The organism is Streptomyces sp. NPDC002886 (assembly GCF_042888445.1).
GTDB lineage: Bacteria > Actinomycetota > Actinomycetes > Streptomycetales > Streptomycetaceae > Streptomyces.
Genome location: NZ_JBIAPV010000002.1, coordinates 444,285 through 459,074, shown reverse-complemented (window position 1 = coordinate 459,074; position 14,790 = coordinate 444,285). Strand labels below are relative to the sequence as shown.

The 14,790-nt window shown below is 73.3% G+C and carries 12 protein-coding genes; 11 read left to right on the top strand and 1 reads right to left on the bottom strand.

Annotation, left to right across the window (positions count from 1 at the left end):
- The first annotated feature begins 118 nt into the window (after window positions 1-118).
- From ACFYYB_RS08250 to ACFYYB_RS08230, 5 genes are all read left to right on the top strand, one after another.
- Window positions 119-1,150 carry an NlpC/P60 family protein gene (locus ACFYYB_RS08250; protein ID WP_389433966.1) on the top strand — a complete coding sequence of 344 codons (1,032 nt, stop codon included), beginning with the start codon at window positions 119-121 and terminating at the stop codon, window positions 1,148-1,150.
- A 253-nt stretch (window positions 1,151-1,403) separates the two neighbouring features.
- A complete protein-coding gene (locus ACFYYB_RS08245; RefSeq protein WP_389433964.1) occupies window positions 1,404-2,456 on the top strand; it encodes an NlpC/P60 family protein in 1,053 nt (350 codons plus the stop codon).
- Window positions 2,457-2,481: 25 nt separating this feature from the next.
- Window positions 2,482-3,663 carry a hypothetical protein gene (locus ACFYYB_RS08240; protein WP_389433963.1) on the top strand — a complete coding sequence of 394 codons (1,182 nt, stop codon included), beginning with the start codon at window positions 2,482-2,484 and terminating at the stop codon, window positions 3,661-3,663.
- Between the two features lie 1,012 nt (window positions 3,664-4,675).
- Entirely contained in the window at window positions 4,676-5,818 is a 1,143-nt protein-coding gene (locus ACFYYB_RS08235; RefSeq protein WP_389433961.1) for a glycosyltransferase family 4 protein, read from the top strand.
- Between the two features lie 176 nt (window positions 5,819-5,994).
- Window positions 5,995-7,611 carry a GMC oxidoreductase gene (locus ACFYYB_RS08230; protein ID WP_389433960.1) on the top strand — a complete coding sequence of 539 codons (1,617 nt, stop codon included), beginning with the start codon at window positions 5,995-5,997 and terminating at the stop codon, window positions 7,609-7,611.
- A 33-nt stretch (window positions 7,612-7,644) separates the two neighbouring features.
- Here the strand turns inward: ACFYYB_RS08230 and ACFYYB_RS08225 are convergent, their stop codons facing one another.
- Window positions 7,645-9,441, bottom strand: coding sequence for an AMP-dependent synthetase/ligase (locus ACFYYB_RS08225; protein ID WP_389433958.1), 1,797 nt, complete (start codon window positions 9,439-9,441; stop codon window positions 7,645-7,647).
- A gap of 228 nt (window positions 9,442-9,669) precedes the next feature.
- Here ACFYYB_RS08225 and ACFYYB_RS08220 point away from each other — a divergent pair, with 228 nt between their 5' ends.
- The 6 genes from ACFYYB_RS08220 (at window position 9,670) to ACFYYB_RS08195 (ending at window position 14,778) form a co-directional block, all read left to right on the top strand.
- Window positions 9,670-10,464, top strand: coding sequence for a metallophosphoesterase (locus ACFYYB_RS08220; protein ID WP_389433956.1), 795 nt, complete (start codon window positions 9,670-9,672; stop codon window positions 10,462-10,464).
- Window positions 10,465-10,545: 81 nt separating this feature from the next.
- The gene (locus ACFYYB_RS08215) at window positions 10,546-11,004 is read left to right on the top strand and encodes an SRPBCC family protein (protein ID WP_389433955.1); all 459 of its coding nucleotides are present in this window, start codon (window positions 10,546-10,548) and stop codon (window positions 11,002-11,004) included.
- Between the two features lie 136 nt (window positions 11,005-11,140).
- Window positions 11,141-12,289: an ArsA family ATPase gene (locus ACFYYB_RS08210; protein ID WP_389433954.1), complete on the top strand. Its 1,149-nt coding sequence runs from the start codon at window positions 11,141-11,143 to the stop codon at window positions 12,287-12,289.
- Between the two features lie 114 nt (window positions 12,290-12,403).
- Window positions 12,404-12,925: a DUF5304 domain-containing protein gene (locus tag ACFYYB_RS08205; protein WP_389433952.1), complete on the top strand. Its 522-nt coding sequence runs from the start codon at window positions 12,404-12,406 to the stop codon at window positions 12,923-12,925.
- A gap of 61 nt (window positions 12,926-12,986) precedes the next feature.
- Window positions 12,987-13,928 (top strand): ROK family glucokinase, encoded by a 942-nt coding sequence (locus ACFYYB_RS08200; RefSeq protein ID WP_250743712.1) that lies wholly within the window; start codon window positions 12,987-12,989, stop codon window positions 13,926-13,928.
- 85 nt (window positions 13,929-14,013) lie between these two features.
- Window positions 14,014-14,778: an endonuclease/exonuclease/phosphatase family protein gene (locus ACFYYB_RS08195; RefSeq protein ID WP_389433950.1), complete on the top strand. Its 765-nt coding sequence runs from the start codon at window positions 14,014-14,016 to the stop codon at window positions 14,776-14,778.
- Window positions 14,779-14,790 lie beyond the last annotated feature (12 nt).

The following is a 14,790-nucleotide window of genomic DNA, read 5'->3' as shown; positions in this document are numbered from 1 at the left end:
GGTCAGTCAAACCTTCGTGCGGTAGTTCACTCATTCGGGGTGATGGCGAAGGTGTCGCCGAGTTTTTCTTGGACGGATTGCGTTCTTCGGCGGCTCTAGGAAGAAGGAGCTCGCCTTCGTGGCGTCCCACCGTCGACCCAAGCAGCCGACCCGCATGCGCACGACCGTGCTCGGCGTCACCGCGGCAGCCGCCGTGGTCCTCTCGGGGCAGGCCGCCAACGCCGCCCCCGCCAAGCCGACCAAGGACGAGGTCAAGGCCAAGGTCGACGCCCTCTACGAAGAGGCGGAGCAGGCCACCGAGAAGTTCAACGCGGCCAAGGAACACCAGGACAAGCTCGAAACCGAGATCGGGCAGCTCCAGGACCAGGTCGCCCGCGGCCAGGCCGACCTCAACACCCTGCGCGGCACGCTCGGTTCGATGGCCAGCGCCCAGTACCGCAGCGGTGGCATCGACCAGTCCCTCGCGCTCTTCCTCTCGGCGGACCCGGACAGCTACCTCGACAAGGCCTCCACCCTGGAGCAGCTGAGCGGTCAGCAGGTCGACGCGGTCCACAAGATCCAGGCCAAGCAGCGCACCCTCGCGCAGCAGCGCCAGGAGGCCGCGGGCAAGCTCACCGACCTCGACGCCACCCGCAAGGAGCTCGGCGACAAGAAGAAGGCCTCCCAGGACAAGCTCGCCGAGGCCCAGGCGCTCCTCAACACCCTGACCGCCCAGGAGCGGGCGCAGATCAAGGACGAGGACTCGCGCGCCAGCCGCGGCGCCGGCCAACGCGTTCCCAACCTCGGCAACGTGAAGCCTTCCGGCCGGGCCGGAGCCGCCCTCGCCGCTGCGAAGACCAAGATCGGCAGTGCGTACATATCCGGGCACGAAGGCCCGAACACGTTCGACTGCTCGGGTCTGACCCAGTGGGCGTACAAGCAGGCCAACGTGTCGATATCGCGCACCACCTTCACGCAGATCAACGACGGCACCCGGATCGGCAGGAGCCAGCTCCAGCCGGGCGACCTGGTGTTCTTCTACGGCGACCTGCACCACGTCGGCCTGTACGCGGGCGGCAACACGGTGCTGCACGCCTCGAACCCGCGCAGCGGCGTCAAGTACGAATCGATCGACAACATGCCGTTCCAGTTCGGCGTGCGCGTCGGCTGACGCCCCCTCCGCCACACAGGGTCCGACCGGACGCGCCGAACACCGCCCATCCGGGCGAATTACGAAGCCCCGCTCTGACCACACGCCCCGCCGGTGACCTGCGTCTCCGACGGGGCGTCACTGTGCGTGCCCACCGGCGGTCGTTGGCCGGTGCCCTTCCGCGCGGCTACTGTCTGCCAGCGCGGAACCCCGGCACACGGCCGTCCACGGAGGGCGGACCCGGGTCCCGCTCAGCAGGAGGGAGCGGTTTCACGTGGCGTCCCATCGCCGGTCCGGGCCCAGCGCCCTCGACCGGAACACCAAGGTCACCGTCCTGACCGCCGCGGCGGCGGGAGCGGCGGTCGTCATGTCGGGCGCACCCGCCGGTGCGGCCCCCGGCCTCCCGCAGGAGCCCTCCGCGGGCACCCGCGCCCAGGTCGACCGGCTCTTCGAAGAGGCCGAGCAGGCCACCGAGCGCTTCAACCAGGCGGGCGAGCGGGCCGGCCGGCTCCGCACCGAAGTCGACCGGATCCAGGACGCGGTGGCCCGCGGACAGGACCGCATCAACACCATGCGCGGGGTGCTCGGCGCCTACGCCGGAGCCCAGTACCGGGCCGGTGGCATGGACCCCGCCGTCGAGCTGATGCTCTCCGACGACCCGGACGACTACCTCGCCAAGGCCTCCGCCCTCACCCGGCTGTCCGGCCGCCAGGCCCGCCAGCTCGAGGAACTGCGCTTCGAGCAGGGCCGGCTCGGCCAGGAACGCCGGGAAGCCTCCCGCAAGCTCTCCGAACTCGACGCCCTGCGCGCCGACGTGGCGAGGGAGAAGCGCGCCGTCACCGCCAAGCTCGCCGCCGCGCGCCGGCTGCTGAACGCGATGCCCACCCAGGAGCGCGCCGACTTCGACCGGGCCTCGCGCTCCGGCGGCCGCCCCGACGCCCTGCCCGACCTCCCCGACGCCGCAGCCTCCGGGCCCTCGTCCGGGCGCGCGATGACCGCCGTGATGGCGGCCCGGTCGGCCGTCGGGCGGCCCTACGTCTGGGGGTCCACCGGTCCCTCCGGCTTCGACTGCTCCGGGCTGATGGTGTGGTCGTACCGGCAGGCGGGCGTCGCCCTGCCGCGCACCTCGCAGGCGCAGCGGCACGCCGGCCGGCGGGTCTCCCTGTCGGAGGCGCGCCCGGGGGACCTGGTGACGTACCGCTCGGACGCCAGCCACGTCGGCATGTACGTCGGCAACGGCCAGGTGGTGCACGCCCCGTACCCGGGGGCGCGGGTGCGGTACGACCCCGTCGGGATGATGCCGGTGTCCTCGGTGACCCGGCCCTGAGGGCGGCGCTGCGTACGATCGGGTGATGTTCCCGGTTCTGGGCGGTACCGCGCGTCGGCGCTCGCGCGCGTCGGTGCTGCTCTGCCTGCTGCTGCTGTGCGTGCCGCTCGCGGGGTGCGGGGCCGGGGACGTTGCCGGATCCGTGGCCCCCTCGGCTTCGGCTTCGGGTTCGGCGGATCCCGTGGCACGGGACGTCCGGCGGGCGGTCGCCGACTGGTCGGCGGCCCCGCCCGCGGCCCTCGCGGCGATCCCGCTGGAGGGCTGGTCGTACGAGGTCTCCGCGGTCCGGGTGGACGGCGTACGGGCCTTCGCGCGCGCCCAGCTGCGCTACCGGCTCACCGGCTACGACGCCGCCCCGGCCGGCTCCGCCCGCGAGGTGGAGCTCACCCGGGCCGGCGGCTCCTGGGCGGTGACCGCCGACCGGCCCGCCCCCGGAGCGCTGCCCCAGCTGTGGGACCAGGGCCCGGTGTCCGTGGAGCGCGGGGAGCACGCACTGGTGCTCGGCGGCTCCGGCCAGAGCTCCGGCTCCCTCTCCGCGATCGCCGCCGAGGCGGACAAAGCGGTGCCCGCGGCGAGCGCGGCCTGGCCGCGGCCGTGGGCGGGCCGGGTGGTGGTGCTGGTGCCGGCCTCGCTGGACGCGATGGCCGCGCTGCTGGGGCGGCCCGCGGACGAGTACCGGGGCCTGGGCGCCGTCACCACCGGGCGGACCGGCGCGGGTCCCGCCCCCGCGGACCGGGTCGTGGTCAACCCGGAGGGGTACGGACAGCTCTCGGCGGAGGGCCGCCAGGTGATCCTGACCCACGAGAACACCCACGTGGCCACCCGGGCGGCGACCACCTCCCGGACCCCGCTCTGGCTCTCCGAGGGCTTCGCGGACTGGGCCGCGTACCGCGAGAGCGACCGCACCCCGGCCGAGGTCGCCCCGGCCCTCGCCCGCGCGGTGCGGCGGGGCGATCTGCCGGGGGAACTCCCCACGGCCGCCGCCTTCGCCTTCGGTGGGGACGCGGAGGCGCTGGCGCGGGCCTACGAGGGCTCCTGGCTGGCCTGCCGGCTGATCGCCCGGCGGTGGGGGGAGGCGGCGCTGCTCTCGCTGTACGAGAGCTCCGGCCGGGACTCCCTGCCCGCGGCGCTGGCGGACACCCTCGGGACGGATGCCGCCGGGCTGACCCGGGCCTGGCGAGAGGATCTGGCCCGGGAGTTCCGCTAGCCGGAGCCCCGGCGTGGGGCTTGCTGCGGGTGGGGGTCGGTGCCGGGGGCGGGGTGGGGTGTTGGCCTGGACTGCATGATTTAGGCGCCCTGCCTCCTACTCCGACAGGGTGCGGCGTGTTCTAGCGCCACAAATCACGTTTTACGTCCAGGCCAACACCCCACCCCGCCCCCGGCACCGACCCCGGTACGCAGCCTCCGACCGGGGCTGGGGGGACGTTCAGACCCGGCCGGGCTGCTTTCAGTTGGTCGGGGATGGGCTTTCCGGCCCGCCCGCGCCACTCCAGCCGTCCGGCGTTTGAGGACCGGGGTCTGGGGCGGAGCCCCAGGGGTCCGGGCGAAGCCCGGGACCCCTTTCCGGCCCGCCCCGCGCCACTCCAGCCGGTCCGGCGTTTGAGGCGCGGGGTCTGGGGCGGAGCCCCGGGGGGTCCGGGCGAAGCCCGGGATCCTTGCCTTTCCCAGCCGGTCCGGCGTTTGAGGCGCGGGGTCTGGGGCGCAGCCCCGGGGGGTCCGGGCGTAGCCCGGGATCCTTGCCTTTCCCAGCCGGTCCGGCGTTTGAGGCGCGGGGTCTGGGGCGCAGCCCTGGGGGCTCCGGGCGCAGCCCGGGACCCTTGCCTCTCCCAGCCGTCCGGCGTTTGAGGACCGGGGTCCGGGGCGGAGCCCCAGGGGGTCCGGGCGCAGCCCGGTATCCCTTCCAGCCCGTCCGGCGTTTGAGGACCGGGTCAGGGCAGCGCCCTGGGAACGGTGGAAGGGCGGGTAGGGGAACTCCGCGCAGCGGCAAGGTCGCGGCAAGGAACTCTCGGCCCCGCGCAGCGGCAAAGGACCGCAGCGGGGAACTCTGCCCCGCGCCGCGGCAACGGTGGCAGCAGGGGACTTCGCCCCGCGCAGCGGTGCGGGTCGCAGCGGGGAAGCCGGGACGCGCCGCGGCAAAAGGGCGGAGCGGGGGACTCTTCGTCCCGTACGTTCCTGCCCCGCGGGGCGCTTTCCCGGGCCTCCGGTAGGGTCGGCAGGCGATGGACAAGACGCTGATCGTGACCAACGACTTCCCGCCGCGGCCGGGGGGCATCCAGGCCTTCCTGCACAACATGGCGCTGCGACTCGACCCCGACCAAGTCGTGGTCTACGCCTCCACCTGGAAGCGCTCCGCCGAGGGACGGGCCGCCACCGCCGCCTTCGACGCGGAGCAGCCCTTCCAGGTGATCCGCGACCGCACCACGATGCTGCTGCCGACCCCCCGGGTCACCCGCCGGGCCGTCGGCCTGCTGCGCGAACACGGCTGCTCGTCGGTGTGGTTCGGCGCGGCGGCCCCGCTGGGGCTGATGGGACCCGCGCTGCGCCGGGCCGGCGCGCGCCGGATCGTGGCGACCACGCACGGGCACGAGGCGGGCTGGGCGCAGCTGCCGGTCGCGCGCCAACTGCTGCGGCGCATCGGCGAGGGTACGGACACCCTGACCTACCTGGGGGAGTACACCCGTTCGCGGATCGCCCCGGCGCTGACGGAGCGGGCCGCGGCGCGCATGACGCAGCTCCCGCCGGGCGTGGACGAGAAGACCTTCCACCCGGCGTCGGGCGGTGCGGAGGTCCGGGCGAAGCTGGGGCTGACGGACCGGCCGGTGGTCGTCTGCGTCTCGCGGCTCGTCCCCCGCAAGGGGCAGGACACGCTGATCGAGGCGATGCCGCGGATCCTGGCGGGGGTGCCGGACGCCGTCCTGCTGATCGTGGGCGGCGGCCCCTACGAGGCCGACCTGCGGGCACTGGCCGGCAAGGCCGGGGTCGCGGAGTCCGTCGTGTTCACGGGCGCGGTCCCGTGGGCCGAACTCCCCGCCCACTACGGGGCCGGGGACGTCTTCGCGATGCCCTGCCGCACCCGTCGCGGCGGGCTCGACGTGGAGGGCCTCGGCATCGTCTACCTGGAGGCCTCCGCCACCGGCCTCCCGGTCATCGCCGGTGACTCCGGCGGCGCCCCCGACGCCGTACTGGACGGGGAGACGGGCTGGGTGGTGCCCGGAGGCGCCCCGGCCGAGACCGCCGAGCGCGTCGTCGCCCTGCTCCGGGACCCGGCCCTGCGCGCGCGCATGGGCGAGCGCGGCCGCGCCTGGGTCGAGGAGAAGTGGCGCTGGGATTCGCTGGCGGAGCGCCTGCGCGAGCTGCTGTAGGCCGTACCTTTCGGATCTTGCCCGATCGGCAAGATCCGAAAGAGACCGGGCAGAGTCGATCAAACCGCTCGGGCCGGGGAGGGGCCCGCCTACGGTCGAGCCATGTCTGACTGTTACTCAGAAGCGTGTCAGTCCGGGTTATGGCTGGTTGGGCGGAATCCGCTCATGATGCGGCCATGACACCAAACCTGACACGTCGTCATGTTCTCGGCCTCGGCGCCCTGCAGACCGCGGCGGCCCTCGGTTTCACCCGGATCGGGCTGCAGTCCGCGGCCGCCGCCGAGCCCGCGGCGGCCACGTACGCCCCGGCCATCGTCGTCGGCTCCGGCTACGGATCCGCCGTCGCCGCGCTCCGCCTCGGGCAGGCCGGCGTGCGCACCGTCGTCCTGGAGATGGGACGGCTCTGGGACACCCCGGGAGCCGACGGGAAGGTCTTCCCCTCCACCTCCGCCCCCGACCAGCGCTCGATGTGGTTCCGCAACCGGACCGAGGCCCCGCTCGCCCAGTTCCTCTGGCTGGACGTGGTCAACCGCAACATCAGCCCGTACCCCGGCGTCCTGGACCGGGTGAACTACGGGGACATGTCGGTGTACGTGGGTCGCGGCGTCGGCGGCGGCTCCCTGGTCAACGGCGGTATGGCGCCCACCCCGAAGCGCTCGTACTTCACCGAGATCCTGCCCCGGGTCGACGCCGACGAGATGTACGGCACCTACTACCCCCGGGCCCGCGCCATGCTCGGGGTCAACGACATCGACCCGGCCTGGTTCGAGTCCACGGAGTGGTACCGCTTCGCCCGGATCTCCCGAAAGCACGCCCAGAAGACCGGGCTGAAGACCACCTTCGTCCCCAACGTCTACGACTTCGAGTACATGAAGCGCGAGGCCGCCGGGACCGCCACCAAGTCCGCGCTCGCCGGAGAGGTCATCTACGGCAACAACCACGGCAAGAAGAGCGTGGACAAGACCTACCTCGCCGCCGCCCTGGGCACCGGGAACGTCACCATCGAGACCATGCAGCGCGTGGTCGGCGTACGGCAGGACCCGGCGGGCGGCTACGTCCTGACCGTCCAGACCAGCGACCTCACCGGCCGGGTCACCCAGGTCCGCGAACTGGGCTGCAAGCAGCTCTTCCTCGGCGCCGGCAGCCTCGGCACCACCGAGATCCTGCTGCGCGCCCGGGAGACCGGCACCCTGCCCGCGCTCAACGACAAGGTGGGCCTCGGCTGGGGCCACAACGGCAACGTCATGACCGCCCGGGCCAACCACCTCTGGGACACGGTCGGCGCGCACCAGGCCACCATGCCGGCCCTCGGCATCGACGACTGGGACAACGCCTCGAACCCGGTCTTCGCCGAGATCGCCCCGCTCCCGATGGGGTTCGAGCACTGGATCTCGATGTACCTGGCCATCACCAAGAACCCGGAGCGCGGGCACTTCACCTACGACGCCGCCAGCGACTCGGCGAAGCTCCAGTGGACCCGGGACCAGAACACCCCGTCCGTCCAGGCGGCCAAGCGCCTCTTCGACCGGATCAACCGGGCCAACTTCACCATTTACCGCTACGACCTGTTCGGCGACAACAAGAACTTCGCCGACAACTTCACCTACCACCCGCTGGGCGGCTGCGTCCTCGGGGACGCGACCGACGACTTCGGCCGCGTCAAGGGCTACCAGGGCCTCTACGTCACCGACAGCTCGCTGATCCCCGGATCGCTCGGGGTGAACCCCTTCGTGACCGTCACCGCGCTCGCGGAACGGAACATGGCGCGGGTCCTCGCAGAGGACCCGCGCTAATCAGCGGCCTCCGGCGGGGGGGCGCTAGACCCGTCAGCCCCGGTAGAGGGCTTCGATCTCGTCCGCGAAGTCCTTCGCCACCACATTCCGCTTCAGCTTCAGCGAAGGCGTGATGTGCCCGGACTCCTCCGTGAACTGGGAGGGCAGAATGCGGAATTTCCGCACCGATTCCGCCTTGGAAACCGCCGCGTTGCCGTCGTCCACGGCTTTCTGGACGGCGGCGACGAGATCCGCGTCCTCGCGCAGCTGGGCCGCCGTCACGCCGGCCGGCTTGCCGTTCTCCGCGGCCCACCGGCCCAGGAACTCCTCGTCGATGGTGACCAGCGCGGCCACGAACGGCCGCGCGTCGCCGACCACCATGCACTCCGCGACCAGCGCGTGCGCCCGGATCCGGTCCTCGATCACGGCGGGGGCGACGTTCTTGCCGCCCGCCGTGACGATGAGCTCCTTCTTGCGCCCGGTGATCGCCAGGTAGCCGTCCTCGTCGAGGGTGCCGACGTCGCCGGTGTGGAACCAGCCGTCGGTCAGCGCGTCGGCGGTGGCCGTCGGGTTGTTCCAGTACTCCTTGAAGATGTGCTCGCCGTGCAGCAGCACCTCGCCGTCGTCGGCGATGCGCACCACGGAGCCGGGGAGCGGCTGGCCGACCGTACCGATCTTCGTCTTGTCCCACGGGTTGAAGGCCGTGGCGGCGCAGGACTCGGTCAGGCCGTAGCCCTCCAGCACCGTGAAGCCGATGCCGCGGAAGAAGTGGCCGAGCCGCTCGCCCAGCGGGGCCCCGCCGGAGATCGCGTACTCGCCGCGCCCGCCGAGGACCGCGTGGAGCTTGCTGTAGACCAGCTTGGAGAAGAGCTTGTGCTTCAGCCTCAGCTTGAGGGACGGCCCGCCGGGCAGGTCCAGCGCGCGGCTGTACGCGATCGCCGTCTCGGCCGCCGCGTCGAAGATCTTGCCCTTGCCGTCGGCCTGGGCCTTGGCGCGGGCCGAGTTGTAGACCTTCTCGAAGACGCGCGGCACGCCGAGGATCAGCGTGGGCCGGAAGGACTGCAGCTCGTCGGTGAGGTTCTTGATGTCCGGTACGCAGCCCAGCCGGATCGGCGCCAGCACGGCCGCCACCTCCACCAGGCGGCCGAAGACGTGCGCGGCCGGCAGGAAGAGCAGCACGGAGCACTCGCCGGTCCGGAAGAGCGGGTGCAGCCGGGCCACGATGTTGCCGACCTCGGCGAAGAAGCTGCGGTGGGTCAGCACGCAGCCCTTGGGGCGGCCGGTGGTGCCGGAGGTGTAGACGATGGTGGCCGGGTCGTCGGCGCCCGCCAGCGCGCTGCGCTCGTCGACCTCGGCGTCGGAGATCCCGGCGCCGGCGGCCCGCAGCGTCTCCAGAGCGCCCTGCTCGATCTCCCAGACCTCGCGCAGCTCCGGCAGCCGGTCGCGCAGGGCGGCCACGGACGCGGCGTGCGCGGGGGACTCCACGACGACGGCGACGGCGCCGGAGTCGCCGAGGATCCACTGGATCTGCTCGGGGGAGCTGGTCTCGTACACGGGGACCGTGACGGCGCCCGCGCTCCAGATCGCGAAGTCGATCAGCACCCACTCGTAGCGGGTGCGGGAGATCAGGGCGACCCGGTCGCCGGGCTTGATGCCGGCCGCGATCAGGCCCTTCGCCGCGCTGCGGACCTCGGCGAGGAACTCGGTCGCGGTGACGTCCTGCCACGCGCCGCCGACCTTGCGGGCCATGACGGCGGTGTCGGGATGCTGAGCGGCGTTGCGGCGGATGAGATCCGTCAGGTTCCCGTCCGACGGGACCTCGTACAGGGCCGGAAGGCTGAACTCGCGCAAGACTGCTGCTCCTCTGGGCGCCATCGCCACCATGTGGACCGACCGGACGTTACCCACCGGTAGGGGGTTCCGGATAGAGGGAACCGGCCAGATGTTCCCTGCGTCACATGTCGCGGCCGTGTCCTGCCGACATTAGTCGACCCGGTTTGCGACTCGGAAGTAACCGCAGGTCCGGCCGCCTGAGCCGATTCCCTCCCTGCGGTGCCCAAGCGCGCCTAGGGTGGCCGCATGGGTGGCTCTATGGGTGGCACGAAGAACCGGACACGCGTCCACGTCGTCAGCGACGTCCACGGCAACACCGAGGCCCTGGCGCGGGCCGGGGAGGGCGCCGACGCGCTGATCTGCCTCGGTGACCTGGTTCTCTTCCTCGACTACGCCGACCACTCGCGCGGCATCTTCCCCGACCTCTTCGGCGTCGAGAACGCCGATCACATCGTGGAGCTGCGCACCGCCCGCCGTTTCGAGGAGGCCCGGGACTTCGCCCGCGGGCTGTGGGCCGGGCTGGACCGGGAACGGCTCGTCGAGGGCGCGGTCCGGCGCCAGTACGCCGAGATGTTCGCCGCCTTCCCCCGGCCCACGTACGCCACGTACGGCAATGTCGACATCCCCGGGCTCTGGCCCGAGTACGCGGGCCCGGGCCTGACCGTGCTCGACGGGCAGCGCGCCGAGATCGGCGGCCGGGTCTTCGGCTTCGTCGGCGGCGGACTGCCCTCGCCGATGCGCACGCCCTACGAGGTGCCCGAGGAGGAGTACGCGGCCAAGGTGGAGGCGCTGGGCGAGGTCGACGTGCTCTGCTCGCACATCCCGCCGGATGTCCCGGAGCTCTGCTACGACACCGTGGCGCGGCGCTTCGAGCGGGGGAGCGGGGCCCTGCTCGCCGCGATCCGCCGGGTACGGCCCCGGTACGCGCTCTTCGGCCACGTGCACCAGCCGCTCGCCCGGCGGATGCGGATCGGCGCCACCGAGTGCGTGAACGTCGGGCACTTCGCCGCCACCGGAAGGCCGTGGGCCCTGGAGTGGTGAGCTCCTGACGCGCGATAGCCTTCACGCGGCGGCCCAGGCCGTCCGCACTTTCCTCGAACTCCCCCCGGAGGAGCGACCGCGATGGCGGAACACACCAGCTCGAGCATCATGATCGAGGCGTCCCCGGCCGACGTCATGGCCGTGATCGCCGACTTCGCCCGCTACCCGGAGTGGACCGGCGAGGTGAAGGAGGCCGAGGTACTGGCGAAGGACGACGCCGGCCGGGCCTCGCGCGTCCGGCTGCTGCTGGACGCGGGCGCGATCAAGGACGACCACACGCTGGCCTACACCTGGCCGGCGGAGAACACGGTCAGCTGGACCCTGGACAAGTCCCAGATGCTGCGGCAGCTGGACGGGTCCTACCAGCTGGCGCCGGTCGCGGGCGGTGCGCGCACCGAGGTGACGTACTCGCTGACGGTGGACGTCAAGATCCCGATGCTCGGGATGATCAAGCGCAAGGCGGAGAAGGTCATCATCGACCGGGCCCTGGCAGGCCTGAAGAAGCGCGTGGAAAGCCACCCGGAGCCTGAAGCCTCCTGACGCGCCGCTGCGCCGGACCGCGTCCGGCGGTGGGGACCGGGGCCCGGGTGGGTCCCGGGGGCGTGCGAGGCTGGCAGCGGCCGGCCTGCGGTCCCACCGGGATCCGGGGCCAGGCACCCGCGGAGCTAGGAGCAGCATGCACACCCTTCTCGTCACCGGCCCCGGCGGCGCCGGGCGGAGCACCGTCGCGGCGGCCACCGCACTCGCCGCCGCACGCCAGGGGCACCGGGTGCTCCTGCTCTGCGCCGGCCCCGCCGATCCGCCGGTCACCCCGCAGGGCACGCTCAGGGTGGCCCGCGTCGACTCCGGCGAGGAGTTCCGGCGCGAGCTCGTCGAGCTCCAGGAGCGCGGCTCCGCGGTCCTCGGGATGCTCGGCGCCCGCCCGCTGCACACCGACGAGATCACCGAACTGCCCGGCGCCGAGCAGTTCGCCCTGCTCCGCGCCCTGCGCCGGGCCGCGGACGAGCCCGGCACCGACCTCGTGGTGGTCGACCTGCCCCCGCTGCACCAGGCGATCACCACCCTCGCCCTCCCCGCGCAGCTCCGCCGCTACCTCGCCCGGCTGCTCCCCGCGGAGCGCCAGGCGGCCCGCGCCCTGCGCCCCGTACTGGCCCAGCTCGCCGGCGTCCCCATGCCCGCACAGTGGCTGTACGAGGCCGCCGCCCGCTGGGACGAGGACCTGGCGGCCGTCCAGGACGTGCTGGAGGCCCCCACCACCTCCGTACGGCTCGTCGCCGAGCCGGGACCCGGCGCCGACGCCGCGCTGCGCCTGGGCATGCTCGGGCTCGCCCTGTACCGGCTGCCCGTCTCGGCGCTCGTCGCCAACCGGATGCTGCCCGCCGGATCCCCCGACCCCTGGCTGGCGGGGCTCGCCGCCCAGCAGGAGAAGTACGCCGCCCAGTGGGCCGGCGACGAGAGCCTCCCGGTGCTCCCCGTGCCCCACCTGGGCCGGGACCCGCACGGTCCCGAGGACCTCGCGGAGCTGGCCCCGGCACCCGCCCCGGCGACCGCGCCCCGCCCGGCCTGGACCGTCGAGGACCGGATCGCCGAGGACGGGGTGCTGCTGTGGCGGGTCCCGCTGCCCCGTGCGGAGAAGCGCGAGCTCGGCCTGGTCCGGCGCGGTGACGAGCTGCTGCTCACGGTGGGCCCGTACCGCAGGATCGTTCCGCTGCCCGCCGCGCTGCGCCGCTGCACCGTCTCCGGCGCCGCCCTCGCCGACGACGAGCTCCGCATCCGCTTCACCCCGGACCCGGAGCTGTGGCCCCGGAGCGGGGGAAAGGCGTAGCGGGCGGTCCCGGAGGTCCCGGCGGCCTGGGGGGCGTACCGCCGTTCGGGTACCGTCGGAGGGAGTAGGAGCAGGAATCCGCACCGCACGCCCGCCGCAGCAGGAGAGTCCGCCATGAGCGAGGCCACCGACCGCCCCACCGATCCCTCCTCCCGGGACGACGCCTGGGCCGAGGCCTGCGCCGAGGACCTCGCCTCCGAGCGGGAGCGCCGCAGGTCCGAGCAGGGCGCCTCCGGGAGCGCGGGCACCGGGACCGCCGCAGAGGAGCTGTTCAAGCTCTTCGAGGCCGTCGCGGACAAGGTGTCCGACAAGGTCTCCGCGCTGAACAACCCGCTGTTCGGCGTGGCCGCGCAGGGCGCCGTACGGCAGTTCGTCAACCAGGCGAAGACCGCCGCCAAACCCGTCGTCGAGCGCAACCCCGAGGTTTTCGACCACCTGGCGGCGGCCGGCTCGGAGCTGCTCGCCGCCTACCGTTCCGCGGTCGAGGGCCACGAGCGCCGCTGGACGCGCGACGAACCGGCCCCCGGACGGGGCGGCGGGACCGGCGCCGACCCCACCGGCAACGCCGCCGGAAACGCGAAGGACCCCCGTGACGAGGACGGCGACGGCCCGACCGAGCGGATCGATCTCGACTGAACCCCGCCCTCCCTCGGGTACGGTTGACAGCGGCGGGGTTTGACCGGAAACCGAGGGACTAATGGGACTCACCATCGGCGTCGACATCGGCGGCACGAAGATCGCGGCCGGCGTGGTCGACGAAGACGGCACCATCCTTGAGACGTACAAGGTGCCCACGCCGCCGACCCCGGACGGCGTGACGGACGCGATCTGCGCCGCCGTCTCCGAGGTCAGCGCCAGCCACACCATCGACGCGGTCGGCATCGGCGCCGCCGGATACGTCGACGACAAGCGCGCGACCGTACTCTTCGCGCCGAACATCAACTGGCGGCACGAGCCGCTCAAGGACAAGGTCGAGCAGCGCATCGGCCTGCCCGTGGTCGTCGAGAACGACGCGAACTGCGCCGCCTGGGGCGAGTACCGCTTCGGCGCCGGCCAGGGCCACGAGGACGTCATCTGCATCACGCTCGGCACGGGCCTGGGCGGCGGCATCATCATCGGCAACAAGCTCCGGCGCGGACGCTTCGGCGTGGCCGCGGAGTTCGGCCACATCCGGGTGGTCCCGGACGGCCTGCTGTGCGGCTGTGGCAGCCAGGGCTGCTGGGAGCAGTACGCCTCCGGGCGCGCGCTCGTCCGGTACGCCAAGCAGCGCGCCAACGCCACCCCCGAGAACGCGAAGGCACTCCTCGCGCTCGGCGACGGCACCCCCGACGGCATCGAGGGCAAGCACATCAGCGAGGCGGCCCGCGCCGGCGACCTGGTGGCCATCGACTCCTTCCGCGAGCTGGCCCGTTGGGCGGGCGCCGGCCTCGCGGACCTGGCCTCGCTCTTCGACCCGTCGGCGTTCATCGTCGGCGGCGGCGTCTCGGACGAGGGCGACCTGGTCCTCGACCCGATCCGCAAGTCCTTCAAGCGCTGGCTGATCGGCGGCGCGTGGCGCCCGCACGCGCAGGTGCTCGCGGCGCAGCTCGGCGGCAAGGCCGGCCTGGTCGGCGCGGCGGACCTGGCCCGCCAGGGCTGAAGCCCGCCCCGCGGGAACCCGTATCGGTGGAACTGCCCGCCGCGCCCCCTGGGGCGCGGCGGGCAGTCTCGTTATGTTGCCGGGTATGGAACACGAACCCGCCGAGCTGCCGAACTCCCTTACCGAAGCCGATGGTTCCGCCGTGATCCGGGTGCTCTCCTACAACGTCCGCTCCCTGCGCGACGACGAGGACGCGCTGGCACGGGTCATCCGCGCGTGCGCACCGGACCTGGTGTGCGTCCAGGAGGCGCCGCGGTTCTTCCGGTGGCGCAAGCACGCGGCGCGACTGGCCTCGAAGTGCGACCTGGTGGTCCTGTCGGGCGGTGCGACGGCGGCGGGCCCGCTGCTCCTGTGTTCCCTACGGGCCTTCGTGGAGCGGACCGAGGACGTCCTGCTGCCGCTGACCCCGGGCCGCCACCGGCGGGGCTTCGCCACGGCGGTCGTACGGCTGGGAGGGGTCCGGGTCGGGGTCCTGAGCACGCACCTCTCCCTGGACGGCCCGGAACGCCTCGCCCAGGCGGAACTGCTCCTGGACCGGCTCGCCGGGATGGACGTGCCGTACGCGATCGCCGCGGGGGACATCAACGAGGGCCCCTCGGGGCCCGCCTTCCGCCGGCTGGCGGGGGCCCTGCAGGACTGCCGGGTGGCGGCGCCGTGGGGTGGGGAGCACACGTGGGTGCGGTCGTCGCCGCCGCGGCGGATCGACGCGGTCTTCGCCAGCGCGGGGGTGCAGGTCCTCGCCTGCGGCGTTCCCGAGGGGCTCCCGGGAGTCACCCCCGAGGACCTGGCCGCCGCCACGGACCACCTCCCGGTCCTGGCCACCCTCAGGCTGCCGGCAGCACCCTCCTGACGCACTCCGCGC